Below are 11886 nucleotides of genomic sequence, written 5' to 3'. Positions count from 1 at the left end.
ACGGAAGGGTGCGAAGCGCCGAACCGCGGGAGCCGGGGCCGGCGCCCGGGCTGGTGCGGTTTCCGCATCGGTGGACACGCTTGCTGACGTCATCGCCATGTTGAGAGTCTCCAGAAAACAAAAAAACTATTAGCCCGTAGCATAGTAATAATGCAGAAAAGCTAGGCAAATATTTTGCTTCGAAGAAATCTGAACACAAACCCGACCTTTCACGGCGACGACCCCATGACCACCACGATCTCCGAACCCAACGACCCGCGTATCGAGCGGATCCTCAACGCTGCGCAGCAGCACGGCCAGAACGACGATCCCGACCACGAAGTCGGCGACCTGCAGGATGTCCTGCGCGCAGCGTGGGCCCGCATGTCTACCGAGCAGCGCAACCAGCTCATGGCGGCTGCCGAGACCGTGAACGTGCTGCAGGCCGGAGACGACTTCGTCGAGGTCGCGCAACTGCGGGCGTACCTGATGGACGAAAGCGGTATCCACCGTGTTTGCATCGAGGTGACCCGCGACGGTAGCGGCGGCGATCCCAAAGTGTCCGCACTGAAGGTGTTCGACGCCTCGGGCGATGAGATCGACGTGGCCGAAAGTGACATCGACACGAACGATCTGAAAAGCCTTGCGAGTCGACTTGACCGGGAGTTGCTGGAGGCCATGCCTCCGCAGGCCGTGGAGCCGGCTTGGGTTTCGACAATCGATTGGGATCTCGGGAACGATGCGCTGACCCAATCTGTGAGGATTGAAGGCATCGATCGCAACATCCAGCCCTTGCGCTGGAGGAACGCCTCTGACGCGCTCGATCGCCATCTTCTGCCGGAGTGCGGCGACGGATGGGGGGAGGAGCGCATCGTGGTGATGGAGCTGGCGCCGGCGCTCGGCGCGGCCATGCCCCGATGGGCCGAGTTGACTCTGAATACGGCGGCGTTGGGCGAGCTGCGCGAGGGGATCGGTGTCAGGCTGGGCGGCCCTTCGCTGCCTGTGCGCGCAGGTGGCGCCGCCAGGAGCAAGGATGCTTCGACCTATTTCGGCCAGCCGGATCTCCATGTGCGGGACTTCGGAGAAAGCCTGCAACTGTCCGGCTACAACGAGGAGAACTGGCCCGTTACCGGCGGCAAGGTGCCGTTGCGGCTTTTCCTGCAGTGGGTTGATGCACGGCCGCCAGGCGAGACCGTCTTCGTTTCGGAGGACGGCCACCTGCTCAATGATGCCGACGGCTTCGCTCGCCACCACCTATGGGTCGACGAGTACCACCGCACGATCTCGCCGGGGCTCATCGAGCCGGAGACCGAATTCGACGGGGAGCGTCCCCGTGGCTAAGTCCTGGCAAGAAATCGAACGCGGACTGAAGGGCCAGCGCGCCGGCCAGCGAATCCTGCTGCAGCGCGCGGGCATTGCTATGGTGAAGTTCCGCTACAAGGGCGAACACATCAGCGCCGAACTCCTCGATGCCGCCAGCATTCCAATGGGCGAGGTGACCGCGTCGCAGGCCGACAACCTCCGCCACATTGCCGCATCGCAACTCGATGCGAATCCGGGCGGTGCCGCGCTGTGGCACCGCTCCGCCGGCGTCCTGGAATGGCTCGTGGACGGCGACGTGACGATCTCGCGCCGCAACTATCCCGGCAGCGATCACGACCTGGTGATGGGCGAGGACCTCCGCGAACTCGCAAGCCGGGCATCAAGCCCCGAAGAAGACCAACCCGAGCCCGAGGCCRAGCGCCCGCGCATGTTCGCCTGAGAACGAGATCCCCATCATGACCAACAACGATTCCGCGCGCGATAGCGTGCTCGAAGCAACCCTCGCAGCTCTTGGCGAGTCGGCGCCAAAGCCAGGCACGCCTCGCTATGGCCACCTTCAGGTCCAGATCGCGGTGCTGCTGCAGGATGGCAAGGACGACAACCCTCGCTTCCTCTCCGGGCAGGTGCGTGACGCACTGATCTGCGCCATCGCAGGGGACCGGCGCCAGGCGGACGACTTCGTAGACATCGTCCTGAATGGCCATCACGGGCTCGCCTACGCCAGCGATGAGCATGTGATCGAGGGGGCATTGGAGCTGACCAACGAGGACATCCTTGCCGCCGGCCTTGAATCGCCGGTCAGCGGCGTCGGCTCCTTGAGCGTGAACATCCTGGAGGCGCTTTCCAGCCCTCAGGCCGTGGACACGGTGCTGCGAGGAACTTTCGACCCCGCGAATCCGGACCTTGGCCTGCCGGGGAGCCTCAGCGCCGAACTCACCCGGCGGGACATGACCAATCCCTTTCAGGCCACGATCGCAGAAATGATCGCCGAGGAACTTGGTACAGCAGAGGCTGCCCGTGGCTGATCTCGCACCCCAGATCGCTCAGCTCGACAAGGCCGTCGAGTTCGCGCACTACCTTGCCAAGGGTGCGGAGCGATTGATCGAGGCAGTGAACACGCGTGACGCCATCCTGATGCGGATCGAAGAAGGCGAGGAGACCGAAGAGGACCTCGAGGCGGCGCTGGCGGACGCCCACGAAGCGGTGAGCGAGTTCACCCAAGGGCTTCGCGGCGATATCTACGAATTCAGGAAGCGGGCAGACCGCATCAGCCCAGTGGCCGCCCCGGCTGCTGGCAGCGCTGCGCCTGCGCCAGCCTCGTCCCCGCCGGCTGCCCCGAGCGATCAGGGTTCCAAGCCGGCTCGGCCGAGTTCGTCCGAATCAGGTGTTCTCGCCGAGGTGCCCGACTACGTGCCGGYGGAGCAGCGCGGTACCGGCTTGACCACCTACTGGCTCTGGTACGGCAAGGAGTGCGTGAGCACAGTGCGCATGCCGCCAGGCACTGGCGCGGTCGACGTGCGCATCGAGGCCGCCAAGGACGCCTTCATCTTCTGCGATCGCGCTCGAGGTGAGAGCCCCATCGAGCAAAGGACGAAGATCATGCATTCAACCGTCCGGGTCTATGACGACCGGACGGCGCAGGAAAGCATGCGTCGGGAGCGAGCGTTCGAACTACGCGGGTTGTTTCCGAACGAGCTGCCGTTCCTGGAGCTCACCTTTCGCAGTCCCGAGGCTGAGGGCGTGGCGGCAGTGCACGTGCGCGACATCGCCTTGGGCCTCCAGAACGTCGGCCTTCACAGAAGGCCTCGAGGTGAGCTTCAGCCCCTGTGAAGGCGTCCAGCGGCTGGTGCGCATCGAGAGCACGGATTGCGAGGCCCTCGGGCGCGTCGAGCTTGCGCTGAAGGCATACCTCGTGGAGCGCGGGGCTGAGCTGGTGTCTGAGTTCGGTATCGGGTACATCCGCATCGACCCCAGCGAAGCCGAGACTGAAATGGATCGCCCAAGGGGCTGAAAGACATGACAAACCAATCCCAGATCAAAGTCCTGACGGGCGACGCGCTGACGGAGGCCCTCGCCGCGTTGCGCGCGAAGCTGCTCGCCGCGGGCGTCGCCACAGTGCGCTTTCTCATCGAAGAGGCGAATGATGGCGGGCACCAGGCATCGCAGGCCGCGTTGGTCGATCGTAGTGGCGCAGTCGTAGGAGACCAGGTTCTCAACGCTCTCGTGGTGCGAGTGCTGACGCGATTGGTCGATGATCGCGTGCCGGACTGGAACGCGGGAGACGGTGGCCGCAGCCAGATCGACTGGGCTGTGGGTGTGGATGCCATGGACCATCGGCACTACGACAACGTGAGGTTTGAACGGCAACGCGTGCTCGGCGCTCCCGCGCTGGCCGAGTCGTCGACGATCCTTGCGGACAATGCGAGCGCAGCGGTGCTGCTTGCCATGGGCGGTGTGGCGCCAACAGATCGTTCGCGCATCCAGCACCTGCGCGACGGACTCAAGGTGCTGGTCGACCACTCGCGCACGGACCAGGCCCGGTTCCTAACCGAAGCCCAGCGTGAGCTTCATATCGACGGGATCGCCGGCACGCGACCTATCACGGCCATGAACAGGAGTGGGTCTCGGATGTCGTGTGGAACGGCTATCACGGCTACGAGCATGCGCCCGATATCGAACTGGTTCAGAAGCTCGCCACAGAATCGCTGGACGACGTGGTCGAGGGAATCTGTGGACCGCTGCACATCACGGGGGGGAGCGACCAGGAACAGAGCAAGCGCCATTCGTTGATCGAGCTGTTCTCGATGCCCCAGAGTCGGGAGGCTCTTGAGGCTGTCGCCGAGGGCGACGCCATGCTCTTGTCGCTTCCCGAACCGGATGAGGACGAGCCTGAGGCTGGCGGCCAGGAGGCCCCTGCAGCATGACTTTCCCTGCCATGACCGCTCGAAGCCGATCTGCGTCCAAGCAGGCGACCCCAACAGGAGAACCCATGCCCATCGTCGTCAAGGCCTTGCGCGGCAAACCGTACGGCAAGACCCCGCGTTTCTGCCTTCAGATCGAAAGCGGCTACCGCGCCGGCGAGCGGCTCGAGCATCGCTGGCTCAGTCGTTCGGAAGCAGAGACTTGGGCACGCGAGACGGGATACACCGTGCTCGACGCCGATACCCCGGCGTCGACCGCGCTGCTCGTGAACCTGTTCGAGACCTTCAGCGACTTCCAGTTCGAGCACCGCGAGATCAGCGGCGCCGATTTGGTGGACCAATTGGGCGGCTGGCTGCGCAAGCACAAGGCGGTCGTCGGGAGCATGCCCGCACCCAAGTCTGATCCTGGCGCCCGCGTCCTCAAGGAACTTTTCCGGATTCACCGGCCGCTCCAAACAGGAAACGGCGACGTGAATGGCGGCAACCTGGTCGACAACTTCGGCGAGTGGTTGCGTAAAACGCAGGACCTGATGTCCAGCATCACTGGCGGCCCGTTCGTTGCGAAGGTGGTGAKGTCCCCCGAGGGCTCCCAGTACTGGAGCGAGCGCGACGGGTGGGGCGAACTTGACGAGGCAACCGCCTTCTTCACGGCTGGACCCTGGGGCCTGACAACGGACCCGCTCGCTGAATGGGAAGAAGTCGAGCTCGCCGTCGCGCAGGAATCCGCAGCAGAAGTTGAAGCTGGCCCACGGGGCTGATCGGCGAACCATGCAAGCAAGCTTCGACCTCTTCGACGGACCAGCGCCCGCGCCGGCGGCTGCTCCTCCTGTAGCCACCATCGCAGCCCCTTTCACACCCGCTCCGGCGGYCAGCACCTGCAGGACCCGGCACCCCACGGTGGCATCAGCCGTTTCACATCGCAATTCCAACCCGCTGGGAATCAATGCATCGGGCTCCATCCGGGCCCGCTCGTGGCAGTCGGGCAGGCCATGTTGCGCGAGCAGCAGTTCGATTCTGGCCTGATCGAGTGGGACGTGGCCAGCGATCAGGCCAGGTGCGTCTCCGCGCCAGCCGCTGAGGGCGAGTCGGACGGCGAYGCCGAGAGGCCCCGGGCATGACCAGTGTTCGAACGCCGCAAGAGGTGGAGGAGCTGCGACTGCGACTGGAGCAATCCGGCATTGACTGGACGAACCCTCGCGCGCACGGCGCGATCCGTGACTTCGAGGAAGGCCTCGATCTGGAGGAATCGGCAGCGCGCGCTGTCCGCCATGAAGCGGCCTCGCGCGAGATGTGGATCGCCAACGCACTTGATCCTTGGGCGAAGCGGCATGGCCTGACGTGCGCCCAGGCGTTGTCCGTCGCCTTCGACGACTCGGCGTTTAACCCGGCGAACCCGGAGCGCGATCAGGTCACGCTGAAGGACCTGTACGGATGGAGCGGGCAGGAGCACGGCTTCGCCGCCTATCTCATGGGGGAGGGGCGGAATGACGCCAGCGCAGATGCGGAAGACGATGGCGGGCCGCGGCCGGCGGGCTAGTCGAGACACTAGGGGCTGGGACTTCGATCTTGGTCGGGACACTCTTCAGTCAGCGGAGGCTGAGACAGCCAAACAGGGCTTCAATTTCAGACTATCTGTTTGGATGGCGGCGATGCGTCCAGAAAAGATCAGGGCCTCCCCTGGCTTCCATCGCTCCTGCCAAGCACGGGTGTAGGCCGCGGCGTCTTCATCGGTGGGAAACTGCATGGTGCAGAGCACGCGCGAGACTGTTGAACCTTCGCCCTTGCTCTCCAATCGGGCACCCCAGTGGGATACCTGCAGCGTTGCAACGTCGATTCCCGAGGGGTATTCGGCAAGAGCGATCTGTTCGCCACGCCAATTCACCCAGCGGCCTACATTCGTCCTTCGAAGCTCAACGAGTTCAGGTGGCTCCGCCCAGATCGAGTTGGTGGTTCTTTGGACGCACCTATCCAGCTTGCTCAAAGTCAGGTCTACGTCGGTGCAGTCGAGCTTCAGGGCGTTGATGAGCATGGCCGCAAGCCCTGTGATTGAGGCCAGGATCACTGCCGTAGCAGACAGGATCGCCTTCACTTTGCCGACAGTCCTTTCCCACCCATCCCATGCAGCCTTGAGAAGGGTGCGCCAGGTCCGTTTTGTCGGTGGTGGTGGTGTGGGTCCTCGGCGAATCCTTCGTTTGGCGCGGGGAGGTTCATCCATACCTTGATCTCCGCCTGCCCGTGAAGAAGCCGGCTCTGTTTGGACTGTAGTACTTGGGTTGGGTTGCCACAAGCCCAATCGATGCCGAATGCAGCACTGGCGCAAAAAAGATGCGCATAACTGCAAGCCCCAACGGACAATTGATCGCAGTAATAGTCAACCACGGACATTTAGCCGGCGCGATGGACATTTTCCTTTCCGATGGTGCCATGGAGCGATCGGCGTTCCCTGTCGGGCAGATGCTCAAGTCCATCAACCGGCGCCTGGAGAAGCACGGCATCGAAAACCCGTTCGCCCACCATTTCGCGGAAGCGGAGAGCGAGTCTGCTCCCGCGCCGCGCGGCTGACCCATAGGTGCCGACCATGATTCAAGTATTCCATTGCAAGGTGAGCCGAGCCGGCCAGGTGAACCCCGGAGTGGTCGACATGCACGCGCGCATCGCATTTCGTGTGGATCGCGAGGCGCTCGCGGAGATCTTCAGCGACGAGGCCAAGTGGCGCGACCTCGGCTTGTCGCTCGAGCTGGTCGCGGAAGTGGAGGGCGACGATCTGGAGCGCGCCTTCTCCGCGACGAACCATATCGACAGCGACTGGTCCGAGAACCCCGATGTCGCGGTCAAGACGACCAACCCGCGCCGCAGCACCTCCGTCGGCGACCTGGTCGTGCGTGATGGCGTCACTTTCGTCGTGGACAAGTTCGGCTTCAGCGAGATCCAGCGGGCTGCGCCGGCGGAGCTGGAAGTCGAGAACGAGCCTGTAGCCGCGCCGCGCGGCTGACCCCTCTGAAAGAGATCCGATGAGCACCAAACCCACGACCGAACAGATCGAAAGCGCGTTCTCCGACACCTTGGCCATCCTTCGCGAGGAAATATCAACCTGGCGAGCGACTGCCAATCGGGGGCGGACCGCGCTGCTGGGTGAGCGTCACATCATCGTCGACGCCCTGGACCGGGCTATGACATTCGAGGCCGGCCACTGCCGGCTCGAACAGGCTCCGCCAGATCTGATCGGGGTGAGCTTCCTGACGCTGGAGAACGCTTTGCGCGAGATCGAGGCCCTTCCGGGTATGTTCCTGACGGCCCACGACGCGTTCGACTATGCGACCCAGAGAGCGGACAAGGCGGAGCGCTTGCTGAACACCTTGGTCGACAAGCAGGCACGCCGCGCTCGCGATCCCGAGGTGCTCGCCGCGGCCGGCGGGAATCCGACGGAGGCCGCTCGCGCGCAGGATGCGCAGGACGACGCAAGCCTCCGGGCGCGTGTCCTGGCGGCGGTCGTGCGCGAAATGGGTCTGGCTGCGCCGCCGGAGGGGTCCAAGTCCCGCGACGAGCTGGCCGACCGGCTCTTCCACGCGGTCTCGGCGCACAGCCTGGCACGGGTCGAGCTGCTGAGCGAAGGGTTTGCGGGAAGCGCTCCAGGAGGCGTACTTCCAAAGCGAAAACGACGCTGGGGCGTATGGGCCCAGCTGGCGCCGTGAGATCGCGATCAACGGGAAGCGGGGCCTCGCCGACGAGTCGGACGCGGCGCTGCTGGAGCGGGTGCTGATCAACGTTGGCCACGACTACCTGGTCGGCTCGGACGGGATCTGGGTCGGCGACAACGAGCGCGAATTCTTGGCCGTCATGGCCCAGGAGGGCCAGGTCGAGATGGTGCGCGCCGCCATCATCGATGAGCTTCACGACTATCCGCTGGAGACCGCAGAGGCGCTCGGAGATCGCTACGTCGCGCTCGGCATGTCCAACCCGTTCGAAGAGGTCCTGTTCGAGCGCGACCAGCGCGCCGGCGCCGCAGCTCCCAGTCCTTGAGGCCATGGAACTCGACGACGAGGTTCGCAGCGAAAATGCTTCCGCCATGAGCCTCAGATCCAACTCCCGAGTCCTTTTCGCCGGCCAGGTGAAGAGTGTGCCGTTCGGCGCCATCACGACGCTCGGCGAGGAGCTGGTGGCGCGGTTCACCAACCAGGATCCGTGGTCTGCCATCGAGGCGTGGCTGGCGGCAGAGCACCCACAGGCCGGCGTGCTGGAGCGCGTCGACCGCATGCGGCGCCCCGACCATGAGCAGCGGGCGGATCGCGTGCACCGGGTCGTGCCCCGGCGCAACTTCGACACGATGGGGATCACCGGCGCGCCGCAGGCGGTGTATCGCGGCGTGCCGGCGGCCTACGAGATCCTGCCTGGCGACTGGATCGCCCTCAATGCGCGGTATGCCGGGCAGCACGGCGGCGGCCAGGCCGCCTTCGTGAAATCGCTTCCGCTGGTGCATCCCGAGGACATCTTCTGGGCGGGATCGGACGAGAGCGAGTTCCTGTACCAGCCGGCGGCCTGGCGCCGCGAGGGCATGAGCCGCGAGGACTACCTGCGTTCGCTCACGGGCGACCAGTTGCGGATGTTCTGCGACGGCGAGATGGGCAGCCTCACGCGGCACGCGCGCGAGATCCAGGCGATCGAGGGCCACGTGCACCGCAACTTCGACGTGGAAGCCTGTGGGCTGTACCACGGCCCCGACCACTGGGCTCGCGTCTCCCAGCACGCCCTGGCGGTATCGCGCTCCCTCGGAATCGATCCGCTGGTGCCGTACATCTTCGGTCTGGTGCACGACAGCCAGCGGCTGGACGAAGGCGCCGACCCGGAGCACGGCCCGCGCGCGGCCGCGTTCGTGCGCAAGCGTCGGAGTGACCTGTTCGGCTTCCTGCCTGACGACGCGGTGCAAGCGCTGGCGCTGGCCTGCGAGCTGCACAGCGATGGGCAGACCGAAGGCGAGGCTTGGGTTCGCGCATGCTTTGACGCCGACCGCCTCGACCTCGGCCGGGTAAACATCGTCCCGGATTCGGACTACCTCTGCGCCGACTACGCCCGGCGGCCCGAGGTGATCGCCGCGGCCCTGGCGATGAGCGGGCGCGGAGGCGAGGACTTCATTGACTTCATTGAGGTCGACGACTCCGAGGGACGCCTGCAGCGCTACGGGGCCTGAACACTACTGCGGTCGGCCTTCGCCCGGTGCGCCTTCCTCCTCGACCGGAATCAAGGGCTCAAGGATAGTGTGGGCGAGTGTCAGGCATTCCCAGAACGGCATTCGAAACGACCGAGCCTCAATCCTCTTGAAATCGGCCTCTGCAACGTCGGCGTTCTCATCCAGGCGTTTCAAAAACGCCGCCGCGTGGCGTTCCATGTGGGGCAAAGCTACCTCGATGGCGTTCGGCTCGAGGGTGGCCACGGCGCAGAGGTCGAACAAATCACGGGCCTTCGCCTGATCGCCGCGATGCCACATCTTCTTCGCGATGATCTCCGCCGAAGTCTCAACGCGGATGGGACGGCCTTCGTAGTCCGCGACCTCGAAGTTCGGGTCTGTGAGCGGAGCACCCACAACCACGTCAATCTCTCCGGCGGGAAACTGCAGTTTGATGAACTGAGCGTTCTCCTCGTATTCGCTCGTGAGGCCTTCGGCAGGCCCGCCGAGGCGTGGATTCACATGTCCGAGGTACTGAGGGTCTGGCACGAAAAGGTCGATGTCTTTGCTGAATCGGTGGTCGTAGCGCAGCATGAGCAYGGTACCGCCGCCGAATGTCCACGGCGGATCGACCGTCACCTTCTCCAGATGCGACATCAAGACCAATGCATGAGGCCAGAGCGATGTCCAAGGCCCATGGCGCGTGAAGTCGACAGCGCTCAACGCCAGACCATCCTGAAGCACTTGAGCTCGTGGGCAAGGCGACGCATCTGGTTCCAGACATAGGCCCGCTCCACACCCTTTTCGCAGTGGATTTCCTCCACCACTTTGGCGAGCAGCGACACCGGCGCCTCATCAAGCAGGGCTCGGAGGTGTGGCCAGATCGGCTCCGGAGCCTTCCCTGATAGCAGCGCGCTCTCCAACTGCTTGGCCGACAGCGCCGACCCATAGCTCACGCTCGCCGTGGCTGCCGCCCGCTCGAGGGCGGACCGGCTCGCAGGAGCATTCGCTTGAGCCGAGGGGCGCGTCGAGGCACTTGTCACGCTCATGGACAAGCCGATGGACTCCAGAAGCTCTTCGGCCTTTGCGATGCTCAGATTGCCGATCGACTGCCTTTCCACCGCATTGATGGTTGAGCGCGACAGTCCGCTGACCCTAGCAAGGGCTTCCTGCGTGAGCCCCATCTCGGTCCTGCGCAAACGGACAGCGTTCCCGATCTCGTGAAGAGTGGCCATGGCTCAATTTTGCCAAAAAATGGGCGTATGTGCAATATACGCGACATCAACGAGAAAGGGCCGTCCGTGAGTCGGAGCCCGGCGCCGGCGCGGCGCGGCGCTATTCCTTGAGCGCTCGCTCACTCATCGGCTTAAAAAACAAATCGCGGAAATAGTCGGATGCGGAAGACAATTTCTTCATCAACGAAGGAGATTCCTCGATGTCCCGCTACGAACTTCCCGCCATCGGCACCTGCTACGACCAGTGGCGCCTGTGCAAATCACCGGCTTTTGAACCAACCCCACGCCAGCGCCTGGTGATGGAGGCGGCCGAGCGGGCGCTCGATGCGGGCCTGTTCTACAACGTCGACGTGAACGCGGCGGTCGCGAAGGATCTGGGCGTGACGACGGAGCAGCTCGCGCGCAACACCGAGCGCGTGGACGGCGGCGATTTTGCGTACGACGTGTACTACGCCCGAAGCGCCGTCGAGGCGATCCGGTACCAGCGCAAGCTCGAGGCCACGGCGCAGGCCCTGGCCTTTCAGCCCGGCGACAAGGTTGGCGCGCTGATCTTCAACGATGGCAAGCGCAACACGGCGATGGTCGTCACCAAGGTGGACGCCACCGGCATTGAGCTGGAGCTTGAAGGCAAGCGAGCCGGAAAGCCGATCGGCCTTCGCACCAACGTGGGGGCCGTCGCGAATGCCATCGCCACCGCGTTCGACCGTGGGGCGCGCAAGGACACCTACGATAGCTTCAAGCTCGCGCGGCTGCGCGACACTGCGGGCCCGCTCACCACGAAGGTTGCCGAGCGCCTGGCGCTCTTCGGCGCACACGAGCTCGGCGAGGCGGAATTCCTCACGGGACTCGTTCGCCCGGAGGCGATGTCGCAGCCGGTGTACCAGGCGCTGCAGTCGATGGAAGAGTCTCTGGACCAGGCTGTGGCGCGAGGCGAGGACTGCTCGGCGAACTTTGACGCCATCCATGGGGAGGTGGTCCGCCTCCTCGATGCCGCCCCATGGACGATGCACCCCGACTATGGATGCGTGCTCGCTGCCGACGTCGAAGACCTGGACCGCCAGGCGATGGCCGTGCCGGCCGGTTGACCATCTGCTGCGCCCCCTGGCTTGGACGAAGCCTGGCGCTGCCGGGCGCCACTGCAACTTCCCTCCGTACACGAACAATGACCGCGATCCAATCCGAATCCCGTCCGCTGACGAATCAAGGCCTGAGCAACCGGGAACTCAACAAGAAGGCGGCCAATGCTGTGATGGCCGCGCTCGCGGAC

Annotated in this window: 18 protein-coding genes; 15 read left to right on the top strand and 3 right to left on the bottom strand. The window is 64.5% G+C overall.

Annotation, left to right across the window (positions count from 1 at the left end; all coding sequences use genetic code 11):
* Positions 1-225 precede the first annotated feature (225 nt).
* From AC1DY5_RS24120 to AC1DY5_RS24080, 9 genes are all read left to right on the top strand, one after another.
* On the top strand, positions 226-1320 hold the full coding sequence (locus tag AC1DY5_RS24120) for a hypothetical protein (RefSeq protein WP_478115456.1): 1095 nt from the start codon (positions 226-228) through the stop codon (positions 1318-1320).
* Positions 1313-1741: a hypothetical protein gene (locus tag AC1DY5_RS24115; RefSeq protein WP_478115455.1), complete on the top strand. Its 429-nt coding sequence runs from the start codon at positions 1313-1315 to the stop codon at positions 1739-1741. Before AC1DY5_RS24120 ends, AC1DY5_RS24115 begins: the two co-directional genes overlap by 8 nt.
* A 16-nt stretch (positions 1742-1757) precedes the next feature.
* Complete coding sequence (locus tag AC1DY5_RS24110) at positions 1758-2327, top strand: hypothetical protein (protein WP_478115454.1); 570 nt, start codon at positions 1758-1760, stop codon at positions 2325-2327.
* Positions 2320-3132, top strand: coding sequence for a hypothetical protein (locus AC1DY5_RS24105; protein WP_478115452.1), 813 nt, complete (start codon positions 2320-2322; stop codon positions 3130-3132). The genes AC1DY5_RS24110 and AC1DY5_RS24105 overlap by 8 nt, the downstream gene beginning before the upstream one ends.
* Complete coding sequence (locus tag AC1DY5_RS24100; protein WP_478115450.1) at positions 3113-3313, top strand: hypothetical protein; 201 nt, start codon at positions 3113-3115, stop codon at positions 3311-3313. Before AC1DY5_RS24105 ends, AC1DY5_RS24100 begins: the two co-directional genes overlap by 20 nt.
* Positions 3314-3318: 5 nt before the next feature.
* Positions 3319-4092: a hypothetical protein gene (locus tag AC1DY5_RS24095; RefSeq protein ID WP_478115448.1), complete on the top strand. Its 774-nt coding sequence runs from the start codon at positions 3319-3321 to the stop codon at positions 4090-4092.
* Positions 4089-4226: a hypothetical protein gene (locus AC1DY5_RS24090; RefSeq protein WP_478115446.1), complete on the top strand. Its 138-nt coding sequence runs from the start codon at positions 4089-4091 to the stop codon at positions 4224-4226. Before AC1DY5_RS24095 ends, AC1DY5_RS24090 begins: the two co-directional genes overlap by 4 nt.
* 65 nt (positions 4227-4291) lie before the next feature.
* Positions 4292-4981 carry a hypothetical protein gene (locus tag AC1DY5_RS24085; RefSeq protein ID WP_478115444.1) on the top strand — a complete coding sequence of 230 codons (690 nt, stop codon included), beginning with the start codon at positions 4292-4294 and terminating at the stop codon, positions 4979-4981.
* A 356-nt stretch (positions 4982-5337) separates the two neighbouring features.
* Positions 5338-5760, top strand: a complete 423-nt coding sequence (locus AC1DY5_RS24080; protein ID WP_478115443.1) for a hypothetical protein — start codon at positions 5338-5340, stop codon at positions 5758-5760.
* A 45-nt stretch (positions 5761-5805) separates the two neighbouring features.
* Here the strand turns inward: AC1DY5_RS24080 and AC1DY5_RS24075 are convergent, their stop codons facing one another.
* Complete coding sequence (locus AC1DY5_RS24075; RefSeq protein ID WP_478115441.1) at positions 5806-6438, bottom strand: hypothetical protein; 633 nt, start codon at positions 6436-6438, stop codon at positions 5806-5808.
* 182 nt (positions 6439-6620) lie between these two features.
* Here AC1DY5_RS24075 and AC1DY5_RS24070 point away from each other — a divergent pair, with 182 nt between their 5' ends.
* From AC1DY5_RS24070 to AC1DY5_RS24050, 5 genes are all read left to right on the top strand, one after another.
* On the top strand, positions 6621-6785 hold the full coding sequence (locus tag AC1DY5_RS24070; protein ID WP_478115440.1) for a hypothetical protein: 165 nt from the start codon (positions 6621-6623) through the stop codon (positions 6783-6785).
* Positions 6786-6864: 79 nt separating this feature from the next.
* Positions 6865-7215, top strand: coding sequence for a hypothetical protein (locus tag AC1DY5_RS24065; RefSeq protein ID WP_478115438.1), 351 nt, complete (start codon positions 6865-6867; stop codon positions 7213-7215).
* Positions 7216-7234: 19 nt separating this feature from the next.
* Positions 7235-7915 carry a hypothetical protein gene (locus AC1DY5_RS24060; protein ID WP_478115436.1) on the top strand — a complete coding sequence of 227 codons (681 nt, stop codon included), beginning with the start codon at positions 7235-7237 and terminating at the stop codon, positions 7913-7915.
* 61 nt (positions 7916-7976) lie between these two features.
* Positions 7977-8243: a hypothetical protein gene (locus AC1DY5_RS24055; protein ID WP_478115434.1), complete on the top strand. Its 267-nt coding sequence runs from the start codon at positions 7977-7979 to the stop codon at positions 8241-8243.
* A 46-nt stretch (positions 8244-8289) separates the two neighbouring features.
* Entirely contained in the window at positions 8290-9408 is a 1119-nt protein-coding gene (locus AC1DY5_RS24050) for a hypothetical protein (protein WP_478115432.1), read from the top strand.
* Positions 9409-9411: 3 nt separating this feature from the next.
* On the opposite strand, the gene AC1DY5_RS24045 is transcribed toward AC1DY5_RS24050, so the two are convergent.
* Positions 9412-10107 (bottom strand): nucleotidyl transferase AbiEii/AbiGii toxin family protein, encoded by a 696-nt coding sequence (locus AC1DY5_RS24045; RefSeq protein WP_478115430.1) that lies wholly within the window; start codon positions 10105-10107, stop codon positions 9412-9414.
* A complete protein-coding gene (locus AC1DY5_RS24040; protein ID WP_478115428.1) occupies positions 10104-10619 on the bottom strand; it encodes a helix-turn-helix transcriptional regulator in 516 nt (171 codons plus the stop codon). The genes AC1DY5_RS24045 and AC1DY5_RS24040 overlap by 4 nt, the downstream gene beginning before the upstream one ends.
* 200 nt (positions 10620-10819) lie before the next feature.
* On the opposite strand from AC1DY5_RS24040, the gene AC1DY5_RS24035 reads away from it, so the two are divergent.
* Positions 10820-11704, top strand: a complete 885-nt coding sequence (locus tag AC1DY5_RS24035; RefSeq protein ID WP_478115426.1) for a hypothetical protein — start codon at positions 10820-10822, stop codon at positions 11702-11704.
* The last annotated feature ends 182 nt before the right edge of the window (positions 11705-11886 follow it).

The organism is Variovorax sp. P4_D9 (assembly GCF_056401695.1).
This window is presented reverse-complemented; position numbering and strand designations above follow the sequence as displayed.